This window comes from Kitasatospora purpeofusca, assembly GCF_036010405.1.
In the GTDB taxonomy this organism is placed as follows: domain Bacteria; phylum Actinomycetota; class Actinomycetes; order Streptomycetales; family Streptomycetaceae; genus Kitasatospora; species Kitasatospora purpeofusca.
The window spans coordinates 2,533,640-2,554,385 of sequence record NZ_CP108561.1; the positions used below are offsets into that span (position 1 = coordinate 2,533,640).

Annotated in this window: 17 protein-coding genes and 1 pseudogene; 6 read left to right on the forward strand and 12 right to left on the reverse strand. The window is 74.3% G+C overall.

From position 1 onward, the window contains the following. Window positions 1-143: 143 nt before the first annotated feature. From OG715_RS10805 to OG715_RS10815, 3 genes are read right to left on the reverse strand one after another with little or no spacing between them, the layout of a single operon-like run. Window positions 144-986 (reverse strand): 3-oxoacyl-ACP reductase, encoded by an 843-nt coding sequence (locus tag OG715_RS10805; protein WP_266275166.1) that lies wholly within the window; start codon window positions 984-986, stop codon window positions 144-146. A 9-nt stretch (window positions 987-995) separates the two neighbouring features. Further along, window positions 996-2,399 (reverse strand): aldehyde dehydrogenase family protein, encoded by a 1,404-nt coding sequence (locus OG715_RS10810; RefSeq protein WP_266275163.1) that lies wholly within the window; start codon window positions 2,397-2,399, stop codon window positions 996-998. Window positions 2,400-2,419: 20 nt separating this feature from the next. Continuing rightward, window positions 2,420-3,826 carry a glutamine synthetase family protein gene (locus OG715_RS10815; protein WP_266275161.1) on the reverse strand — a complete coding sequence of 469 codons (1,407 nt, stop codon included), beginning with the start codon at window positions 3,824-3,826 and terminating at the stop codon, window positions 2,420-2,422. A 162-nt stretch (window positions 3,827-3,988) separates the two neighbouring features. Here OG715_RS10815 and OG715_RS10820 point away from each other — a divergent pair, with 162 nt between their 5' ends. Beyond that, window positions 3,989-4,726: a gamma-glutamyl-gamma-aminobutyrate hydrolase family protein gene (locus OG715_RS10820; RefSeq protein ID WP_266275160.1), complete on the forward strand. Its 738-nt coding sequence runs from the start codon at window positions 3,989-3,991 to the stop codon at window positions 4,724-4,726. A gap of 73 nt (window positions 4,727-4,799) precedes the next feature. Further along, window positions 4,800-5,803: pseudogene (locus OG715_RS10825) on the forward strand (IS5 family transposase). A 19-nt stretch (window positions 5,804-5,822) separates the two neighbouring features. Here the strand turns inward: OG715_RS10825 and OG715_RS10830 are convergent. The 8 genes from OG715_RS10830 to chrA all read right to left on the reverse strand — a co-directional run bounded on the left by OG715_RS10830 (window position 5,823) and on the right by chrA (window position 14,352). Continuing rightward, window positions 5,823-6,776: an IS481 family transposase gene (locus OG715_RS10830; RefSeq protein ID WP_266275159.1), complete on the reverse strand. Its 954-nt coding sequence runs from the start codon at window positions 6,774-6,776 to the stop codon at window positions 5,823-5,825. 176 nt (window positions 6,777-6,952) lie between these two features. After that, window positions 6,953-7,720: an SGNH/GDSL hydrolase family protein gene (locus OG715_RS10835; protein WP_266275158.1), complete on the reverse strand. Its 768-nt coding sequence runs from the start codon at window positions 7,718-7,720 to the stop codon at window positions 6,953-6,955. Between the two features lie 142 nt (window positions 7,721-7,862). Then, window positions 7,863-9,137 carry a beta-ketoacyl-[acyl-carrier-protein] synthase family protein gene (locus OG715_RS10840; RefSeq protein ID WP_266275156.1) on the reverse strand — a complete coding sequence of 425 codons (1,275 nt, stop codon included), beginning with the start codon at window positions 9,135-9,137 and terminating at the stop codon, window positions 7,863-7,865. Then, window positions 9,134-9,436, reverse strand: a complete 303-nt coding sequence (locus OG715_RS10845) for an acyl carrier protein (RefSeq protein WP_266275154.1) — start codon at window positions 9,434-9,436, stop codon at window positions 9,134-9,136. Before OG715_RS10845 ends, OG715_RS10840 begins: the two co-directional genes overlap by 4 nt. Before the next feature lie 51 nt (window positions 9,437-9,487). Continuing rightward, complete coding sequence (locus tag OG715_RS10850; RefSeq protein ID WP_266275152.1) at window positions 9,488-10,882, reverse strand: MFS transporter; 1,395 nt, start codon at window positions 10,880-10,882, stop codon at window positions 9,488-9,490. Window positions 10,883-11,053: 171 nt separating this feature from the next. After that, complete coding sequence (locus tag OG715_RS10855; protein ID WP_266275151.1) at window positions 11,054-11,968, reverse strand: SAM-dependent methyltransferase; 915 nt, start codon at window positions 11,966-11,968, stop codon at window positions 11,054-11,056. A 97-nt stretch (window positions 11,969-12,065) separates the two neighbouring features. Next, the gene (locus tag OG715_RS10860) at window positions 12,066-13,004 is read right to left on the reverse strand and encodes an acyl-ACP desaturase (RefSeq protein ID WP_266275150.1); all 939 of its coding nucleotides are present in this window, start codon (window positions 13,002-13,004) and stop codon (window positions 12,066-12,068) included. 148 nt (window positions 13,005-13,152) lie between these two features. Continuing rightward, window positions 13,153-14,352, reverse strand: coding sequence for a chromate efflux transporter (gene chrA, locus OG715_RS10865; protein WP_266275148.1), 1,200 nt, complete (start codon window positions 14,350-14,352; stop codon window positions 13,153-13,155). 183 nt (window positions 14,353-14,535) lie between these two features. On the opposite strand from chrA, the gene OG715_RS10870 reads away from it, so the two are divergent. The 3 genes from OG715_RS10870 to zapE all read left to right on the forward strand — a co-directional run bounded on the left by OG715_RS10870 (window position 14,536) and on the right by zapE (window position 17,135). Further along, on the forward strand, window positions 14,536-15,576 hold the full coding sequence (locus OG715_RS10870; RefSeq protein WP_266275146.1) for a cation diffusion facilitator family transporter: 1,041 nt from the start codon (window positions 14,536-14,538) through the stop codon (window positions 15,574-15,576). Between the two features lie 55 nt (window positions 15,577-15,631). Further along, window positions 15,632-16,534 (forward strand): 5'-3' exonuclease, encoded by a 903-nt coding sequence (locus OG715_RS10875; RefSeq protein ID WP_266277328.1) that lies wholly within the window; start codon window positions 15,632-15,634, stop codon window positions 16,532-16,534. Window positions 16,535-16,724: 190 nt separating this feature from the next. Beyond that, entirely contained in the window at window positions 16,725-17,135 is a 411-nt protein-coding gene (gene zapE, locus OG715_RS10880) for an AFG1/ZapE family ATPase (RefSeq protein ID WP_266275144.1), read from the forward strand. Between the two features lie 67 nt (window positions 17,136-17,202). Here zapE and OG715_RS10885 read toward each other — a convergent pair whose 3' ends face one another. After that, window positions 17,203-20,058 carry a DEAD/DEAH box helicase gene (locus OG715_RS10885; RefSeq protein WP_266277326.1) on the reverse strand — a complete coding sequence of 952 codons (2,856 nt, stop codon included), beginning with the start codon at window positions 20,056-20,058 and terminating at the stop codon, window positions 17,203-17,205. A 254-nt stretch (window positions 20,059-20,312) separates the two neighbouring features. On the opposite strand from OG715_RS10885, the gene OG715_RS10890 reads away from it, so the two are divergent. Further along, a complete protein-coding gene (locus OG715_RS10890; RefSeq protein WP_266275142.1) occupies window positions 20,313-20,687 on the forward strand; it encodes a hypothetical protein in 375 nt (124 codons plus the stop codon). Window positions 20,688-20,746: the final 59 nt, after the last annotated feature.

Genomic DNA, 20,746 nt, shown 5'->3' on the forward strand with positions numbered 1-20,746 from the left:
GCGAAATCAGCTGGACCCCGAATTCCGGCCCTTTTCGATGAGATTACGGTGAGAAGCCGGGAGCGGCCCCTCCGGAGGCCCGGAACGTGTCTTTCCGATCACACCCCGGATCGCTCCCGGATCGCTCCCGGGCCACCGCCGGGTCACGCCCCGGGGCCGTGCAGCGGCGTCACGTAGGCGCCGGAGATCCCGCCGTCCACCAGGAACTCGCCGGCCGTCATGAACGAGGAGTCGTCGCTGGCGAGGAAGGCGACCGCGGCCGCGATCTCCTCCGGCCGGGCGAAGCGGCCGAGCGGGATGTGCACCAGTCGGCGGGCCGCCCGCTCCGGGTCCGCGGCGAACAGCTCGCGCAGCAGCGGGGTGTCCACCGGCCCCGGGGAGAGCGCGTTCACCCGGATGCCCTCCCGGGCGAACTGCACGCCCAGCTCGCGCGACATCGCCAGCACCCCGCCCTTGGACGCGGTGTACGAGATCTGCGAGGTCGCCGCGCCCATTCGGGCCACGAAGCTCGCGGTGTTGACGATCGAACCCCGCCCGTGCCGGCGCATGTACGGCAGCACGGCCCGGCAGCACAGGTAGACCGAGGTCAGGTTGACCTCCTGGACCCGGCGCCAGGCGTCCAGCCCGGTGGTGAGGATCGAGTCGTCCTCCGGCGGCGAGATGCCGGCGTTGTTGAAGGCGACGTCCACGCTGCCGAAGGTCTCGTAGGCCTCGTCGAAGAGCGCCTCGACCATCGCCGGGTCGGTCACGTCGGTGTGCACGAACAGGCCGCCGACCGCCTCGGCGGCCGCCCTGCCCGCGGTCTCGTCGATGTCGGCGCAGACCACCCGGGCACCCTCGGCGGCGAGCCGGTGGGCCGAGGCCAGGCCGATCCCGCTGCCCGCACCGGTGATCACGGCCGTGCGCCCGACCAGCCGGCGGCAGACCGGCCCGTCGGCCTCCCCGGACTCGTGGGGGTGGTGGGGCCGGGGGGCGTTCCGGGTCACTGGCGGCTCCTACGCGTCGGTGCGGATGTAGACGTTCTTGGTCTCGGTGAAGTGCGCCAGTGCCTCCGGCCCCAGCTCGCGGCCGACGCCGGACTCGCCGAAGCCGCCGAACGGCGTCCAGTACCGCACCGAGGAGTGCGAGTTGACCGAGAGGTTCCCGGCCGCGACCCCGCGTGCCAGCCGCAGCGCCCGGCCCAGGTCGCGGGTCCAGATCGAGCCGGAGAGGCCGTACCGGGTGGCGTTGGCCAGGCGCAGCGCGTCCGCCTCGTCCTCGAACGGGAGCACCACCGCGACCGGGCCGAAGATCTCCTCGGTGACCGCCGGGACGTCCGGCCGGGTCGGCGCCAGGACCGTCGGCGGGTACCAGAAGCCGGGCCCGTCCGGGACCGCGCCGCGGGCCAGCACCGGCAGGTCGGGCGTCACGTACGAGGCGACCCGGCGCACCTGCGCGGCCGAGATCAGCGGGCCGATCGTGGTCCGCGGATCGGCCGGGTCGCCGGTGCGGACGGCCTCGACGGCCGGCAGCAGCAGGGCCAGGAAGTCGTCGAGCACGTCCCGCTGGACCAGGATCCGGCTGCGGGCGCAGCAGTCCTGGCCGCTGTTGTCGAGGAAGGACATCGGGTCGGCGGCGCCCGCGAGGTCGGCGTCGGCGAAGACGATGTTGGGGCTCTTGCCGCCCAGTTCGAGGGTCACCCGCTTGGCCCGGGCCGCGCAGCGGGCGGCGACCTCCTTGCCGACCAGGGTGGAGCCGGTGAAGACGATCTTGCGGACCTCCGGGTGGTCCACCAGCGCCCGGCCGGTCACCGGCCCGGAGCCCGGCACCACCTGGAACAGGCCCTCGGGCAGCCCGGCGGCGAGGGCGAGCTCGGCCAGCCGCAGCGCGGTGAGCGGGGTCGCCTCGGCGGGTTTGAGCAGGACGGCGTTGCCGGCCGCGAGGGCGGGTGCGAAGCCCCAGGCGGCGATCGGCATCGGGAAGTTCCACGGCGCGATCACCCCGACCACGCCGACCGGTTCCCGGAAGGTGACGTCCAGCCCGCCGGCCACCGGGATCTGCCGCCCGGTCAGCCGCTCCACTCCCCCGGCCGCGTACTCCAGCAGGTCGCGGACGTTGCCGGCCTCCCAGGTGGCGTTGCCGATGGTGTGGCCGGCCTCGGTGACCTCCAGGGCGGCGAGTTCGGGGACGTGCACGTCCACCTGGTCGGCGAAGCACCGCAGCAGCCGGGCCCGTTCGCCGGGCGCCAGGGCGGCCCAGCCGCGCTGGGCCGCGACGGCGCGCCGCACGGCGGCGTCGAGCTGCCCGGGCGTGGTGTCGGGCAGGGTGGCGAGGACCTCGCCGGTGGCGGGGTTGCGGACGGTGCAGGCGGGGGGCGCCGCCTCGGCGAGGGTGGCGGTGGTCGTGTCGATGGTGCTCACATCCGCTCGGTCGATGGTGCTCACATCCGCTCGAAGGACCGGTAGCGCTCCCAGTCGGTGATCGCGCCGTCGTAGGCGTCCTGCTCGACCCGGGCCATGTGGAGGTAGTGCTCGACCACGTCGTCCCCGAAGGCGGTGCGGGCGAGTTCGCTCGCGCCCCACAGGTCGGCGGCCTCGCGCAGCGATCCCGGCACCCGGGCGTAGTCCTCGACGGCGTAGGCGTTGCCCAGGCAGGGGGCGGGCAGTTCCAGCTTCTGCTGGACGCCGTGCAGGCCGGCGGCGATCATGCCGGCCACCGCCAGGTAGGGGTTGACGTCCCCGCCGGGCACCCGGTTCTCCATCCGCAGGCCCGCGCCGTGGCCCACCACCCGGTAGGCGCAGGTCCGGTTGTCCCGGCCCCAGGCGACCGAGGTCGGCGCGAACGAGCCCGGGCGGTAGCGCTTGTAGGAGTTGATGTTCGGCGCGTACAGCAGGGTGAACTCGCGCAGTGCGAGCAGCTGCCCGGCCAGGAAGTGCCGCATGGTGTCGGTCATCCGGCCGTCGGCGTCGGCGAACACCGGGGCGCCGACCGCGTCCCGCAGCGACAGGTGGATGTGGCAGCTGTTGCCCTCGCGCTGGTCGTACTTGGCCATGAAGGTGAGCGCGCAGCCGAGTTGGGCGGCGATCTCCTTGGCACCGGTCTTGTAGACGCTGTGCTGGTCGCAGGTGGTGAGCGCGTCGGCGTAGCGGAAGGCGATCTCGTGCTGGCCGAGGTTGCACTCGCCCTTGGCGGACTCCACCACCAGGCCCGCGCCGGCCATCTCGACGCGGATCCGGGAGAGCAGCGGCTCGACCCTGGCGGTGCCCAGCAGCGAGTAGTCGACGTTGTAGAGGTTGGCCGGGGTCAGCCCGCGGTAGCCGCCCTGCCAGGCCTGTTCGTAGGTGTCGCGGAAGACCAGGAACTCCAGCTCGGTGCCGATGTCGGCGGCCAGGCCGTACTCGGCGAGGCGGGCGATCTGGCGGCGCAGCAGTTGGCGGGGCGCGGCGGCGACCGGGTGGCCGCCGCGGCCGGCCAGGTCGGCGGTGACCTGGGCGGTGCCGGGCTGCCAGGGGGTCAGGCGGAGGGTCGACAGGTCGGGGCGCATGGCGAAGTCGCCGTAGCCGGTCTCCCAGGAGGAGAGCGCGTAGCCGTCCACCGTGTTGAGTTCGACGTCGACGGCCAGCAGGTACTCGCAGGCGTCGGCGCCGTGCTCGGCCACCTCGTCGAGGAAGAAGCCGGCGGCGAAGCGCTTGCCCTGGAGCCGGCCCTGCATGTCGGTGAAGGCCAGGGCGACGGTGTGGACCTCGCCCGCGTCGACCAGCGCGCGCAGCTCGTCGAGGGTGAGCGGGGCGCGCCGGCGGGGGGTGCCGGGCCCGGCGGCCCCGGGTGCGGTGGTGCGGTCGGACATGGCGGACGCCCTCCTCCTCTTCCTCGATCACGGAGCGAGACCGAGCGGTCACAGCGAACCGTACGGCCTGGCGCCGACAGCACGGAAGAGGGCGGACGGGTGTGGCGCGCCGAGGTGCGAGGTTGACGGGTGATCGGGCGGGACGGGAGGAGAATGCGCGCCATGGATCGCAGGCCTATTGTCGGCGTCAGCACCTATCTGGTGGACGCGAGTTGGAGCGACTGGCGGGACCGCCGCGTGGCCCTGGTGCCCGAGCGGTACACCGCCTATGTACAGAGTTCGGGCGGGATCGCGGTGCTCCTGCCGCCCGATGCCCCCGAGCGCGCGCCGGAGGTGCTCGCCCGGCTGGACGCCCTGGTCGTCGCGGGCGGACCGGACATCGACCCCGCCTACTACGGGCAGCCGCCGCACCCGCTGACCGATGTCGACACGGTCGAGCGCGACGTCTGGGAGTCGGCGCTGCTGCGGGCGGCGCTGGCGGCCGGGATGCCGCTGCTGGGGATCTGCCGGGGCATGCAGGTGCTCAACGTGGTGTGCGGGGGCACGCTGATCCAGCACCTGCCGGACGTGGTGGACGTGGACGTGCACGGGGGCTCGCCCGGCCGGTACGGGACGCATGTGGTGCGGCCGGTGCCGGGGACGCTGCTGGGCGGGCTGCTGCCGGAGCCGGAGCTGACCGTGCCGACCTTCCACCACCAGGCGGTGGACCGGCTGGGGACCGGGCTGCGGGTGGGCGCGCACGCGCCGGACGGCACGGTGGAGGCGGTGGAGGGGCCGGGCTTCACGCTCGGGGTGCAGTGGCATCCGGAGCAGGGCGAGGACCTGCGGGTGATGCGGGCGCTGGTGCGGGCCGCGACGGCGGCGCGGTCGCTGCAGCTGGAGCCGGTGGAGGTCGGCTAGGGCGGGTATCGGGTCGTGATCAATCTGTGGGATTTGCCCTCACGGCGAGGCCTGATCAGGTAGACCATGTCGCGTGACGCGAGTGCAACTGACTGATGCGGAATGGGAGTTCATCGAGCCGTACCTGCCGATCGGCGAGTACGGCCCGTACCCGGAGCGGCTGCGGCAGCAGTTCGAGGGCGTGATCTGGCGGTTCAAGACCGGCGGGCAGTGGCGGGAGATGCTGGCGGACTTCGGCGCGTGGTCGACCGTCTCCAATCGCTTTCGGCAGTGGCGTGACGCGGGCGTCTTCGAAGCCCTGCTGGAGGGTGCGATCGCGGAAGCCGCGAGGCGGGGCGAGGTGGACTTGTCGCTGGTCAGCGTGGATTCCACCACCGTTCGGGCCCACCACGACGCCGCCGGGATGCACCTGAGCCCCGACGCCCTGGCGGCCCTGGAGAAGGCCGCCGATGAGGCGGAGAAGGCCCGGCAAAAAGGGGCGGCCCGGAAGAACAAGACGGACAGGACGCCGCAGATGATCCGGGACGCGAGGAGCGACGACGTATCCAGCGGCGGCGCAAGCTCCGCCTGAAGGCCGCGCTGCTCGGACGCTCCAGAGGCGGCCAGACCAGCAAGGTCCACGTCGCCGGCGACCGCAGGTGCCGCCCGCTGGTGTTCGTGCTGACCGAGGGGCAGGCCGCCGACAGCCCGCAGTTCATCCCCGTACTCAAGAAATTACGGGTCCGCGGACCGGTCGGCCGTCCCCGCACCCGGCCCGACGCGGTCGCCGGGGACAAGGCCTATTCGTCCCGCGGCAACCGCGCCCACCTGCGTCAACGCGCGATCAAGGCCGTCATCCCGGAGAAGAGGGACCAGACCGCCAACCGGAAGAAGAAGGGCAGCCGGGGCGGCCGGCCCGTCAGCCACGACACCGACCTCTACAAGGAGCGCAACACCGTCGAGCGCCTGATCAACAAGCTGAAGGCCTGGCGAGGCATCGCCACCCGCTACGACAAGACGCCCGCCAGCTACCTCGCCGGCCTCCACCTCCGCGGCGCGATGATCTGGATCAAAGACCTCAGCAGGACCACCCCTTGATCACGACCGAATACGCGCCCTAGTTGTACTGACCCGTGAGGTTGGGAACGCGGCTGGCGGGTGGCTTGCCTGCGAGTGCGGTGTGTCCGCGGTGGTGATTGTAGGTGTGCAGCCAGGCGGGGTAGGCGTCGCGGCGCTCCTGCTCGCTGCGGTAGGGCTGGGCGTAGGCCCATTCGTCGAGCAGGGTGCGGTTGAAGCGTTCGACCTTGCCGTTGGTCTGTGGCCGGTAGGGGCGGGTGCGTTTGTGCGCGATGCCCTCGGCGGCGAGGGCATCGCGCCAGGCGTGTGACTTGTAGCAGGAGCCGTTGTCGGTCAGCACGCGCTGGACGGTGATTCCGGCCCGGGCGAAGAAGGCGTTCGCCCGGGCCCAGAACGCCGTGGCGGTGTCCTTGCGCTCGTCGGGCAGGATCTCGCTGTAGGCCAGGCGGGAGTGGTCGTCGACGGCGTTGTGGAGGTAGCTGTAGCCGGCTCCGGAGCGGTTCTTGCGGCCTGCCTGGCGTCCGAGGGCCTGGTGGCCTCCGCCGTCGGGGATGTTGCCGAGCTTCTTGATGTCGACGTGGACCAACTCGCCTGGTGCGCAGTGCTCGTAGCGTCGGATGACGCGGCCGGTGGTGCGGTCGAGGTGGGCCAGGCGGGCGAGGCGGTAGCGGGTCAGGACGCGGTGCACGGTGGCCGGGTTGAGCCGCAGCAGGTAGGCGATGCGGGCGGGTCCCCAGCGCCGGAGGACGCGGACCTTGATGATCCGCCGCTCGGTGCGGGTCGGGGTCTGCCAGGGGCTGCGGTGCGGGCGCGAGGACCGGTCCGCCATGCCGGCCTCGCCGAGAGCGCGGTAGCGGTCGGCCCAGCGCTTGGCCGTGGTGGGCGAGACCTGGAAGCGCTCGGCGGCCCGCCGCAGCGGCCAGCCGTCCTCGACCACGCAGCGGGCAAGGCGCAGGCGTCCGGTCTCGGTCAGCGGTGCGTTACGGTGTGGCATGAGGGCCTTTCTGGCGCTGGGGTAGATGTCGCAATCCACACCTGGCCAGAAGGCCCTCACTCATTTCAAGATCACCGCACCGTGAACCCCGTCACCAACCTCCGTGGTCAGTACACCTAGTCCTGCTCCGGGCCGGGGCGTGCCGCAGGTGCTTCGCGGCGCGCCCCGGCCGTGCGCTACAGGGTGACGGGGGCCGGGGCGGGGAGGGTCGCGGCGGCGGCGAGGAGGGCGGGGAGCATCCGGGCGGCGTGTTCGGCGTAGCCCCGGGGGGACGGGTGGACGCCGTCGGGGCCGAGGAGGTGCTCGGCCCGGTCGCGGAACTCGGGACCGGAGGAGACGGCCACCGGGATGCCGGCGCGTTCGGCGGCCCGGGTCTGGCGGTGGGCCAGGCGGTGGGAGCGGGGTGCGCCGAGGAGGCGGGCCGGGGCGCGGAACCCCGGGGCGTGGCCGGGGTCGGGGCAGGGCACGACGACCGGGTGCCAGCCGGTGTCGCGGAGGCGCTGGAGCACCAGTGCGAACCGGCGGGCGGCGCGGCCGAGCGGGAGCGGGAGGAGTACGTCGTTGCCGCCGACGATCAGCACCGCGAGGCCGGGCCGGATCCGGTCGGCCCGGGCGACCTGCTGCCGCAGGGCGGCCGTGGTGGCGCCGACCCGGGCGAGGACCCGCAGGTCGACGGGGCGGTCGAGGTGCTCGCCGAGGGCCTGGGCGAGCCGGGCGCCGAGGGTCTCCTCGGGCCGGCCGGCGCCGAGGCTCCGGGCGAGCGAGTCTCCGAGCATCAGCAGGGTGAGCGGCCGGGGGTCGGCGGGTTCGTCCGGGCCGTAGCGGCCGTCGGCCGGCGGGACGGTCCAGTCGGCGGGCGGGCGGCTCATCACCAGCCGCTGGTAGAGGCGGGCGGCGGTGAGCCGGGCCCGGGCGAGCGGCCGGCGGGTGGCGGGGGTGGGCATGGCGGACTCCGGGGGCGGGACAGCGACGGGGCGGAACGGCGACGGGACGGCGGCTCAGGCGGCGGGCGGCGGCAGGCGGCGGTGAGGACGACGGCGGCTCAGGCGGCAGGCGGCGGCAGGCGGCGGTGAGGACGACGGCGGCTCAGGCGGCGGTGAGGACGACGACCGCGTTCTGCCCGCCGAACCCGCTGGAGACCGAGACGGCGGCGTCCAGGGCGAGCCGTCTCGGCACCTTGGCGACCACGTCGAGGCCGAGGGACTCGTCGGGCCGTTCGAGGTTGGCGGTGGGCGGGACCAGTCCGTGTTGAAGGGTGAGCACGGTGACCGCCGCCTCGATCGCCCCGGCGCCGCCCAGGGTGTGGCCGATCGCGCCCTTGACCGAGGTGACCGGGGGCGGCCGGCGGAAGACCCGGTGCAGGGCCGCCGCCTCGGCGGTGTCGTTCAGCCGGGTTCCGGTGCCGTGCGCGTTGACGTGCCCGATGTCGTGCGGGGCGAGGCCGGCGTCGGCGAGGGCCGCCCGGATCGCCCGGGCCAGGCCGTCACCCCCGGGGTGCGGGGCGGTGAAGTGGTGGGCGTCGGCGGTGGAGCCGTGGCCGGCCAGGTACGCGCGTGGCCGGACGCCGCGCGCCCGGGCGTGCGCGACCCGTTCCAGTACCAGGACGCCCGCGCCCTCGCCGAGCACGAAGCCGTCCCGGTCGGCGTCGAAGGGGCGGGAGGCGCCGGCCGGGTCGTGGCGCCTCCGGGAGAGCGCGCCGAGCCGGTCGAAGGCGGTGGCCACCATCGGTGCGCGGGGGCAGTCGGTGCCGCCGGCGAGAACGAGGTCGCAGGTCCCGGCCCGGAGCAGGTCGCAGGCGACGGCGAGGGCGGTGGTACCGGAGGCGCAGGCGGTGCTGGTGACCAGGTTGGGCCCGCGGACACCGAGGTCGAGGCCGACCTCGCCGGCCGCCATGTTCGGGATGGAGCGGGGCAGCATCAGCGGGGAGACCAGGTCGGGCCGGCCGTCGGCGAGCCGGGCGTACTCCGTTTCGTAGGTCAGGGTGCTGTTGGCGCTGACACCGAGGACGACGCCGACCCGGGCGGAGTCCCAGGCCGTCGGGTCGAGTCCGGCGTCGGCGACAGCCTCGCGGGCGGCCAGGACGGCGAGTTGGGCGAAGCGGTCGAGCCTGCGGACCAGCCGGCCGCCGAGCAGCTCGGCCACCTCGAAGCCCTCGGCCGGGCAGGAGAAGTCGACGGCCAGCCCCGCGAGCCGGGGATCGGTACGGGCGGTGGACGTGCCGTCGAGCAGGCGGGCCCAGGTCGCCCCGGCGCCGAACCCGGCGGGGGTGACCAGGCCGATCCCGGTCACGGCGACCGCCCGGGAGGGTGTCGCCCGGGTGCCGCCGGCGCTGTGGGCGCCGTCGGTGCCGCCGGTGCTCAACTGACGGCGCTCGACGCGAGGGTGGTGCTCGCGGCGGGAACGGCAGCGGGGACGGGGACGGCGGCGGGCGCCGCGGCCCGGACGGCGTCCGCGTGGGCGGCCAGGGCGCCGAGGGTGGACTCGGGGCGGATGTCGCTGACGGTCGCGCCGATCCGCTCCTCGACCAGCAGGGACAGTTCGACCAGGGCGAGGCTGTCCAGCTCCAGCGAGGCGAGGGTGGCCCCGGGCTCGACCCGGTCGGCCGGGACGTCGAACTCGGTGACCAGGCAGTCGCGCAGGACGGTGAAGGTGTCGGACACGGGGGTTCCTCTCAAGGGGGGGGGAAGGGGACGGGGTGACGGGTCCGGCGCTCAGCCCGGTCCGGGTGCCGCCGGGGCCGGGCGGCCGGTGTCCACGGAGGGTTCGCGGCCGGGCAGCCGGAACCAGGCGAGCAGGACGGCCAGCGCGGCGACCGCCCCGCCGACCAGAGCCGCGGCGCTCAGGCCCGCGGTGAACGCGGCCCGGTCGCCCGGTGCGGAGCCGTCCGCGACGGTGGCGAGCACGGAGCCGAGCACCGCCACACCGAGCGTCGAACCGACCTGCCGGGTGGCGTCGTTGAGGGCCGAGCCGACCCCGGCCATGGCCAACGGCACCGCGCTCATCACGAGTTCGGTGGCCACCGGCGCGAGCAGGCCCGCACCGAGCCCGGCGGCCGCCTCGAAGAGCAGCACCGGGGCATCCCCCGACTCCGCCTCCAGGAGGCCGAGTCGGACGAACCCGGCGGCGATCAGCAGCTGACCGGCGGCCACCGGCACCCGGGCCCCGGCGTGCCGGGCGACCACCGGACCCAGTACGGCGCCGACGGCCAGCCCCAGCGAGAGCGGCACCATCCGCAGCCCGGCCTGCCAGGCCGAGAGGCCGCGCACCTGCTGGAGGTGGAGCGTGAGCAGGAACATCGCACCGAACATCGCGAAGGACATCAGCGCCAGGCTGACCGTGGCCGGCCAGACCGGCCCGCCGCGCAGCAGTCGGAGCGGCACCATGGGCGCGGCGCAGCGGAGTTGGCGCCACAGGAACAGGGCGATCAGCACGGCGGAGGCGGTGAACGCCGTGAGCACCGCAGCACTGGTCCAGCCCCGGCCCGGTGCCTCGATGAAGCCCCAGACGAGGGTGAGCAGGGCGGCGCAGGACAGCGGTGCGCCGAGCCGGTCCAGCGGGCGGACCCCGGGGTCGCGGGACTCGGGGACGACCGGGGTGAGCGCCAGGATCACGGCCACCACGGGGACGTTCAGCCAGAACGCGGCCTGCCACCCGTGCCGTTCGACCAGCCAGCCGCCGACCACCGGGCCGAACAGCGCGCCGACACCGGCCACCGCCGCCCAGATGCCGATCGCCCGCCGCCGGTCCTCCGGAGCGTCCAGCACATGGACGACGGTGGAGAGCGTGGCCGGCATGAAGAACGCCGCGCCGAGGCCCATCGCGCAGCGGGCGGCGACGAGTTGCCCGGGGGTGTCGCCGAGCGCGCCGGCCACCGAGGCGAGCGCGCAGAGCGCGAGTCCGGCGGCGAACGCGCGGCGCCGCCCGTACCGGTCGCCGAGGGCGCCGGCGGCGAGCACGCAGCCGCCGAGGGCGAGCGCGTAGCCGTCGACGATCCACTGGGTCTCGGCGAGGGTGGGGCCGAGTTCGGCGCGCAGGCCGGGGACCGCGACGTTGAGCACTGTGAAGTCGAGTCCGAGCAGGAAGAGCGCGGCGCAGACGACCCCCACGGCGGACCACGCCCGCCGCCTGCCCACCGGCCCGGGGGCGGGAGTTCCGGGGACGACGGTGGCGGGCGGCGGCTCGGCGGGGGGAGGCCCGGCGGGGGGAGGCCCGGCGGGGCTTCCCGGTAAGGGCGACGAATCGGCGGCAGCGACGGAGGGACGCATCCGGGCCGGCCCTCAGCCCGCCGGCCGGAGCGGCTCGTCGCGCCGCCGGAAGCCGATGCGGTAGAGCGTGGCCGCGCCGCGCAGGAAGGTGACCTCGCAGGCCCGCAGGTAGCGGCGGTAGCGGTGGTAGCCGTCCGGGCCGACGAGCCGCTCGGCCTCCGTACGGGCCCGCAGCAGCCTGGCCGACCACGCACCCAGGGTGCGGGCGTAGTCCTCGGCGGAGGCCCGGACGGCGGTGACGGCGAAGTACGGGTCGCTCGCGAGAACGATCTCGCCCAGCCGGGGCAGCGCCGCGCCGGGGAAGACCTCGGCCGCGACGAAGGCGCCGACCGGGCCGTCGCCACCGGTCACGCCGTCGTAGGCGATGGTCTGGAGCGACATCCGGGCGCCGGGCCGCAGCCAGCCGTGGCAGCGCTCGAAGTAGCCGCGGTAGGCGGCGAGCCGGGCGGCGGCGTCCATGTCGGCGGTGGCGAAGTGCTCGAAGGCGCCGACCGAGACGATGCCGTCGTACGGGCGCCCGGGGCGGTGGGCGTCCCAGCTCTCCAGCCGGACGTCGACGCCGGGCAGTCCGAGCGACCGGACGTGGGCGTGCTGGGCCCGGGACAGGGTGAGCCCGGTCGCCCCGGCGGCCCGGCCGGTGCGGACGGCGCGGTCGAGCAGACCGCCCCAGCCGCAGCCGACGTCGAGCAGGCGCGCCCCGGGAGCGGCGCCGGCCAGGTCGAGGTGGAGGTCGAGCTTGGCCCGCTGGGCGCGGGGCAGGGCCGTGGCGTCGGGCTCGGCGGGGTCGATGCCGTCCCAGACGGCGGCGGAGTAGCTGAGCGTCTCGTCGAGCCAGAGGGCGTAGAAGTCGTTGCCGAGGTCGTAGTGGAACTCGATGTCGGCGGCGCTGGTGCCGACGGTCCCGGTGCTGTCGATGATGGTCGTCATGCCTCTCCTGTCCGGGGGCGGGGAACGCGGGTCGGTCGCGGGCGGTGCGGGCGGTGCGGTCGGTCGCGGGCGGTGCGGTCGGTCGCGGGCGGCGGGGTCAGTCGCGGGCGGCGCGGGCGGCGAGCGCCCGCGCACGGCGTTCGACGAACCGGGCGGCGCGGACGTCCAGCCGGGCGAGGTGCTCGGCGAGCCCGTCACGGGCCCGCTCGCCGTCCGGACCGAGCCCGGTCAGTTCGAAGACCCGCAGGGAGCGGAGCAGCGGGGCGAGCACCTCGTCGTGGTGGACCCGCGGGTCGTAGACGCCGGCGACGGCGATCTCGGCGGCCAGGGCGGCGAAGCCGGGCATCCCCTGGCCGGGCATGGCGAACGCGCGGACCGTGGCGTCGAGCCGGACGAGCACCTCGTCGGGGTCCAGCTCCAGTGCGGCGCGCAGCAGTTCGCGGTAGAAGACCATGTGCAGGTTCTCGTCCTGGGCGACCCGGGCGAGCAGCCGGTCGCAGACCGGGTCGCCGCTGAGCCGGCCGGTGTTGCGGTGGCTGACCCGGGTGGCCAGCTCCTGCACGGCGGCGTAGGCGACCAGGCCGAGCACGCCGTCCGGCCGGGGGAGGGTGCCGGTGGCGAGCTGGGCCGCCCGGGCGCGCTCCAGGGCCACCGGGTCGACGGCGCGGGTGGCGTGCAGATAGGCGCGGATGGCGGCGGCGTGCCGGTCCTCCTCCGCCGTCCAGTGGTGCAGCCAGGCACCCCAGGCGCCGTCGCGGGAGGTCTGCGCGCCGATGGTCCAGTGGTAGCCGGGGAGGTTGTCCTCGGTGAGCAGGTTGACCACCAGGGCGGAGCGGATCGCGGGGGCGAGCGCGGACTGCTCCGGCCGCCAGGGCTCGCCGCCGAGCGGTCCGTCGAAGTCCCGGCCGAGGCTCCACGGCACGTACTGGTGCGGGAACCACTCGCGTGCCGCATTGATATGACGGTTCATCAATTCGGCGGCGAAGGGCTCCAGTTCCGAGAGCCAGTGGACGGCTCGCGCCGCGATGATCTTCACGGGTGCCGATCGTGGCGCAGGCGCACAGGGGCGCGCAAACCGGGCTCACCCGGTCGAGTGAGCCCCACCCCCAAGGTTCACGCCGGAGGCCGAGTGTCCGTGCGACCCGGGCGCCCGTACGACCCGGGCGTCCGTACGGAGCGGAGCCTCAGGCCGGCGGCAGTCCGGCGGCCACGGCGAGCACCCCGGCCGCGCCGGCGGCCAGCAGGGCGAGCACCACGCCCCGCCGGGCGAGCACCAGCCAGAGCAGCGCCCCGGCCAGCACGCCCCACTGCCAGCCGTACCCGAGCGAGGCGGCCAGCGGCAGCGCCGAGCCGGCGATGGCGCCGGTGACGGCCGGTCCGGCGCCGGTGAGGAAGTCCCGCACCCGCCGGTCGGCCCGGAGCCGGTCGAAGTGCCGGCCGCCGAGGAGCACGAAGAGGAAGGACGGCGCGAAGGCGACCGCCGCCGCGAGCAGGCCGCCGCCGAGTCCGGCGGCCGCGTAGCCGACCGCCGCGACGGTGTGCACCACCGGCCCCGGGGTGACCTGGCCGAGGGCGACGGCGTTGAGGAACTGTCCGTCGGTCATCCAGTGGTAGCGGTTGACCGCGTCGTCCCGCATCAGCGGGATGATCACGAACCCTCCCCCGTAGGAGAGCGCGCCCACCTTGAACGCCACCCAGGCCACCGCCCCGAGCACGCCGAGCCCGCCCAGGGCGAGCGGCCCGGTGGCGAGCGGCAGCACGGCCCGCCCGCCCGATCCGCCCGTTCCCCGGTCCTCCCTTCCACCCCGGACGGCGATCTCGGCCAGTCCGGCGGCGATCAGCACCAGCACCAGCCAGGGCCCGGTCAGTACCGCCGCCACCGCCCCGGCGAGCGCGTACCCCGCCCAGCGGGCGCGGGCACCCCGGCCCCGGCCCATCCGGCCGAGGCTGGCCGGGACCAGCGAGGTGGCCGCCTGCACCGCGACCGCCGGCACGGCCGCCCCGGCGCCGGCCGCCGCGCCGAGCACCCACAGCGGCGGGTCGCCGGCCAGGAACAGCGCCGCGAGCGCGAGGATCAGCACCAGCCCGGGCCCGATGAAGCAGGCCCCGCCGACCAGCGCGCCGGGCGCGCCGCGCAGCCGCCACGCGGTCAGCACGGCGAGCTGGGTGGAGGCCGGTCCCGGCAGCAGGTTGGTGGCCGCGATGCCGTCCTCGAACTCCTCGGGCGTCAGCCACCGCCGCCGCTCCACGCAGAGCCTGCGCAGCAGCAGGATGTGCGCGGGCGGCCCCCCGAAGCCGGTGATCCCGATCCGGCCCCACTCGCGGGCGATCGTGCCGAGGCCGACCACCCGTTCGGTCCCTGCGGTGCGTCCGTCCGGCCTCATGCGCTTCTCCCCTGGTCAACGGCAGCGGGACGATACCCCACGAGGGTTACGACGCGGCAATGACAACGGTCTCCAATGCAGCCTTTGGATCTTCGTTCGATGTGCGGTTCACTTCGGGTGCGGGGCGGTCACGGATGTCGCCCCTTACCCCCACGCGTTCATGGGCTCCAGGAGAGGACTTCGATGGCCGGCCACGAGCACTCCCAGCATGATCATGAGCATGACCACAAGCACGGGGGTCGGGGCGGCCACGGCGGGCACTCGCACGGCGTGGCCGCCGACGCCGACCGCCGGTGGCTGCTGAGCGCGCTCGCGCTGATCGTGGTGTTCATGGCCGGCGAGGTGGTGGTCGGCTTCGCCGCCCAGTCGCTGGCGCTGATCTCGGACGCCGCCCACATGCTCACCGACGCCGCCTCGATCGTGCTCGCCCTGATCGCCATGCGGCTCGCCGCCCGCCCGGCCCGCGGCGGCTACACCTACGGACTCAAGCGCGCGGAGATCCTCTCGGCCCAGGCCAACGGGGTGACGCTGCTGATCCTCTCCGCCTGGCTCGGCTACGAGGCGATCACCCGGCTGTTCGAACCCCCGGAGGTGGCCGGCACGCTGGTGCTGGTCACGGCGCTGATCGGGATCGTCGTCAACATCGCCGCCGCCTGGTGCATGTCCAAGGCCAACCGCAGCTCCCTCAACGTCGAGGGCGCTTTCCAGCACGTGCTCACCGACCTGTACGCGTTCATCGCGACCGCCGTCGCCGGCGTGGTCATGGTGACCACCGGCTTCGCCCGCGCCGACTCGATCGCCTCGCTGATCGTGGTGGCGCTGATGCTCAAGGCCGGCATCGGCCTGGTCCGCGACTCCGGGCGGATCTTCCTGGAAGCCGCACCGGCGGGCATCGACCCGGACACGGTCGCGGACCGGCTGGTCGCCCAGCCGCTGGTGGAGGAGATCCACGACCTGCACATCTGGGAGATCACCTCCAACCAGCCGGCCCTCTCCGCCCACATCCTGGTCACCCCCGGCGGGGACTGCCACGCCGTCCGCCGCGAACTGCAGCGCAGGCTCGCCGACGAGTACGGGATCTCGCACAGCACGCTCCAGGTCGACCACGTCGGCGAGGACGAGGCCGGGGCACTGCTCCAGATCACCACCCCGGGCGATCTCTCCCCCGACCACTGCGCCGACGCCCACGGCCCCGTCCACCGGGCCGGGCCGCACAAGCACTAGCACGTCCCTGTCCGCCCGGTACGGCATGATCGGAGGCGTGACCGCACCCCGTCTGATGCTGCTCGACTCCGCCAGCCTGTACTTCCGGGCCTACTTCGGCGTACCGGACACCCTGCGCTCGCCGCAGGGTGAGCCGGTCAACGCCGTCCGGGGCCTGCTGGACTTCATCGCCCGGCTGGTCCACGACCACCGGCCCGACCAGCTGGTCGCCTGCATGGACGCCGCCTGGCGGCCGCAGTGGCGGGTGGACCTCATCCCCTCCTACAAGACCCACCGGGTCGCCGAGGCCGCCGAGGACGGCGCGGAGGAGGTGCCGGACACCCTCGCCCCGCAGGTCCCGGTGATCGAGCAGGTGCTGGACGCGCTCGGCATCGCCCGGATCGGCTCCGCCGACTACGAGGCGGACGACGTGATCGGCACCCTGACGGCGCGCGCCTCCGGGCCGGTGCAGATCGTCACCGGCGACCGCGACCTGTTCCAGCTGGTCGACGACGCCCGCGGGATCACGGTGCTCTACCCCGTCAAGGGCATGGGCAACCTCCAGGTCACCGACGACGCCCTGCTCCGGGAGAAGTACGGCGTGGGCGGTGCCCAGTACGCCGACCTGGCCGCCCTGCGCGGCGACCCGAGCGACGGCCTGCCCGGCGTCAAGGGCATCGGCGAGAAGACGGCCGCCCAGCTGATCCACGAGTACGGCGACCTCGCCGGCATCCGGGCCGCCGCCCAGGACATCGGCTCCGCGCTCACCCCGGCCCGGCGCCGCAACATCGTGGAGGCCGCGCCCTACCTGGACGTGGCACCCACCGTGGTCCGGGTCGCCACCGACGCCCCGCTGCCCGAGTTCGACCCCGCCCTCCCCCGCGAGCCGCTCGACCCGATGACCCTGGAGCACCTCGCCACCCGCTGGGGCCTCGGCACCTCCCTGGACCGCGTCCTGGAGACCCTCGCCGCCCGCTGACCCCGCCCCTCCCCCGCCCCCGGGCCCGTCGCACCACGCGACGGGCCCTTCCCTCTGCCCGGTGTGGACTCCTGCCCCCTCACGGGAGGTCGACCCGTCCGACCTCCCGCGTGCGCCGGTCTGAAATGATCATGCCGGACCGTCGGAGGACCTGGCGGTCCGTCATTTTCCGGTACCGGGGGGCACACAGATGCTGGACACCTTCGAACAGGCGGCAGGGGAGGCCGGGTTCGCGCTCGACGACGCGCAGCGGGCCGCCGCCGCACGGCTCGCCCGGCTGGGGGCGGAGCTCACCGGGCGCCGGCGCTTCTTCGCCGGGCCGCCGCCCTGCGGCCTCTACGTCTGGGGGCCGGTCGGCCGGGGCAAGAGCTGGCTGACCGAGGTGTTCTACGAGGCCCTCCCGCTCCCCCGCAAGCGGCGCGTGCACTTCCACGAGTTCTTCCGGGAGTTCCACGCGGTGTACGCCCGCCACCGCCGGGAGCGCGACGCCTGCGACCTCGCCGTGGCGGAGCTCCTGGGCGACGCTCTCGGCGGCGACTCGCTCCCGCTGGACATCAACCGCACCCTCAGCCGCCTCCGGCTCCTCGACCGGTCCTCCTGAGGCCCGGAACGCCGACGGCCCCCCGCACGGGGCGGGGGGCCGTCGGCGTCGTGGCTCTCCGGGCGGGTCAGCCCACCGAGGAGTACGCGATGATGCCGCGGCGCAGGCCGTCGACCGCCTTGCGGGCGGTCTTGCGGAGTTCGGCGTCCTCGCCCGCCGCGTCCTGGATCTGGCCCAGGACGTCGATCAGCTGCTTCGTCCAGCGGACGAAGTCGCCGGCCGGCATGTCGGCGTCGCGCAGGACCTGGTCCAGCGAGTGGCCGAGGGCCCAGCGGTAGGCGGCCCAGGCGAAGCCGAGGTCGGGCTCGCGCTGGCCCACGCCCTCGGCGGTGTTGATCCGGTGCTGCTCCTCCAGGGCGTCGAGGTGGCCCCAGATGCGGACCATCTCGCCGAGCGCCTCCTTCGCGCCACCCTCCGGGACCCGGGGGGCGGTGGCGTCGTCGGACTGGCGGGCCTCGTAGACCAGCGCCGAGGCGCAGGCCGCGAGTTCGGGGGCGGCGAGGCCGCTCCAGACGCCCTCGCGGATGCACTCGGAGGCGAGCAGGTCGAGCTCGCCGTAGAGCCGGCCGAGCCGCTTGCCGTCCTCGGTGACGGTGTCGCCGCTGAGGTAGCCGAGGTCGGTGAGCAGCCCGCAGACCCGGTCGAAGGTGCGCGCGATGGTGTGGGTGCGGGAGCGCATCCGGCGCTCCAGCAGCTCGGTGTCGCGGTGCAGCCGGTGGTAGCGCTCGGACCAGCGGGCGTGGTCCTCGCGCTCGTCGCAGCCGTGGCAGGGGTGCTGGCGCAGGACGGCACGCAGCCGGGTGATCTCCGCGTCGTCGGCGGCGGCCGCGCGGCCCTTGCGGAACCGCTCGGGCTCCAGGTGGCCGGCCTTGGTGCGCAGCGCCGAGGCGAGGTCGCGCCGGGACTGCGGGCTGCGCGGGTTGAAGGACTTGGGGATGCGCAGCCGGTCCATGGCGACGACCGGGTGCGGGAAGTCGATCATCGCGAGCCGCTTGACCTGCCGCTCGGCGGTGAGCACCACCGGGCGCGGCCCGTCCTGGTAGTCGGGGTGGCGCGGGCCGCCGCGCGGCGAGCGGCGGTCCGGCGGCAGGCCCGGGTCGAGGACGAGGGCGAGGCCGGCGAACTTCCCGGTGGGGACGTGGATGACGTCGCCGGGCTTGAGCTGCTCGATGGACTCGACGGCGGCGGCGCGGCGCTGGCTGCTGCCCTCGCGGGCGAGCTCGTTCTCGCGGTCCTTGAGCTGCCGGCGCAGCTCCATGTACTCGCCGAAGTCGCCGAGGTGGCAGGTCATGGACTCGCGGTAGCCCTCCAGCCCCTCCTCGTTGCGCTGGACCTGGCGGGCGATGCCGACCACCGAGCGGTCGGCCTGGAACTGCGCGAAGGACGTCTCCAGGAGTTCCCGCGAACGGTGCCGGCCGAACTGGGAGACCAGGTTGACGGCCATGTTGTAGGACGGCCGGAACGAGGACTTCAGCGGGTAGGTGCGGGTGCCGGCGAGGCCGGCCAGCGCCTCCGGGTCGAGGCCGCGCTGCCAGAGCACCACGGCGTGGCCCTCGACGTCGATGCCGCGCCGCCCGGCCCGGCCGGTGAGCTGGGTGTACTCGCCGGGGGTGATGTCGGCGTGAGTCTCGCCGTTCCACTTGACGAGCTTCTCCATGACCACGGAGCGGGCGGGCATGTTGATGCCCAGGGCCAGGGTCTCGGTCGCGAAGACGGCCTTGACCAGGCCCTTCACGAACAGCTCCTCGACCACTTCCTTGAACCGGGGCAGCATGCCGGCGTGGTGGGCGGCGATGCCGCGCTCCAGCCCGTCCAGCCACTCGAAGTAGCCGAGGACGTGGAGGTCCTCGTCGGGGATGTCGGCGCAGCGCTCCTCGACGAAGGCGCGGACCAGGGCGCGGTCGCCGTCCTTGTTCAGCCGCAGGCCGGAGGAGAGGCACTGCTGGACGGCGGCCTCGCAGCCGGCCCGGCTGAAGATGAAGGTGATCGCGGGCAGCAGGCCCTCGGCGTCGAGGCGGTCGATGACGTCGACCCGGCCCGGGGTCCAGACCTTGCCGGGGCGGCCGTTGGGCATGGAGCGGCCCCGGCCCCGGCCGAACCGGTCGCGCGGGTTGCGGTCGAGCTCGCTGCGGGCGAGGCGGACCAGCTCGGGGTTGACGGCCTTGCCGGGGTTGCGCGGGCCGCTCTTGGGCCGGCCGTCGCGGTCGGGGCTGGCGAACAGGTCGTACATCCGGTTGCCGGCCATCACGTGCTGCCACAGCGGGACCGGCCGGTGCTCGGAGACGATCACCCGGGTGCCGCCGCGGACGGTGTCCAGCCAGTCGCCGAACTCCTCGGCGTTGGACACGGTCGCGGAGAGCGAGACCAGGGTGACGGACTCGGGGAGGTGGATGATGACCTCCTCCCAGACCGCGCCGCGGAAGCGGTCGGCGAGGTAGTGGACCTCGTCCATGACCACGTAGCCGAGGCCGTCGAGGGTGCTGGAGCCCGCGTAGAGCATGTTGCGGAGCACCTCGGTGGTCATCACCACCACCGGGGCGTCGCCGTTGACGCTGTTGTCGCCGGTGAGCAGGCCGACCTTGGCGGCGCCGTAGCGCTTGACGAGGTCGCCGTACTTCTGGTTCGACAGCGCCTTGATCGGCGTGGTGTAGAAGCACTTCCGCCCGCCCCGCAGCGCGAGGTGGACGGCGAATTCGCCGACGATGGTCTTGCCGGATCCGGTGGGAGCGGCGACCAGGACGCCCTCGCCCGCCTCCAGGGCGCGGCAGGCCTCCAGCTGGAAGTCGTCCAGCGGGAAGTCGTACAGCTCCTGGAAGCCGTGCAGGGCGGTGGCCTGCTCCTTGGCCCGGCGGCGGGAGGCCGCGAAGGCCTCGGCGGGGCTCAGCTCCCGGTCGTCGGAGGGCACGGGCTCAGGGGTGTTCATCGCCGTCCGGGGGTCGTTGGTGTGATCTCGCATCTCAGCGAGAGGTTACCCGCCGGGACCGACATCGATAGCACCGTTTTTCCGGGGCAATGCATCGGATCTCTTTCACATCCATAGTTGCAAATGTCTTCAAGCAGTCACCCGGCGACCATCTTCGAACGACTCCGGTCATCCGCGCTGCCGCGCCCGGAGTCCTCCCTACATTCGGTGCCACATCCCGGTGGCACCCACCGGGCCCGCGGGAGGAGCGCACGATGGCGAATCTGGAGACCTCGCTCAAGGAGGCCATGGCGATCGAGGGCGCGATCGGCGTGGCCCTGGTCGACTACGGCAGCGGCATGGCGCTGGGGAGCCTCGGCGACAGCACCGAGATCGACCTCCACGTCGCCGCCGCCGGGAACACCGACGTGGTGCGGGCCAAGATGCGGGCGATGGAGATGCTCAACCTCCACGACAACGAGATCGAGGACATCCTGGTCAGCCTCACCAGCCAGTACCACCTGCTGCGGCCTCTGACCACGCAGAGCGGGCGCGGGCTGTTCCTGTTCCTGGCGCTCAACCGCACCCGCGCCAACCTCGCGATGGCCCGCCACCAGCTGAAGCGGATCGAGCTCTCGCTGGAGATCTGACGGTCCCGGGCCCACCCGGCCGGCCGGAGCCGGAGGGGGCGCGCCCGGGACCCGTCGGG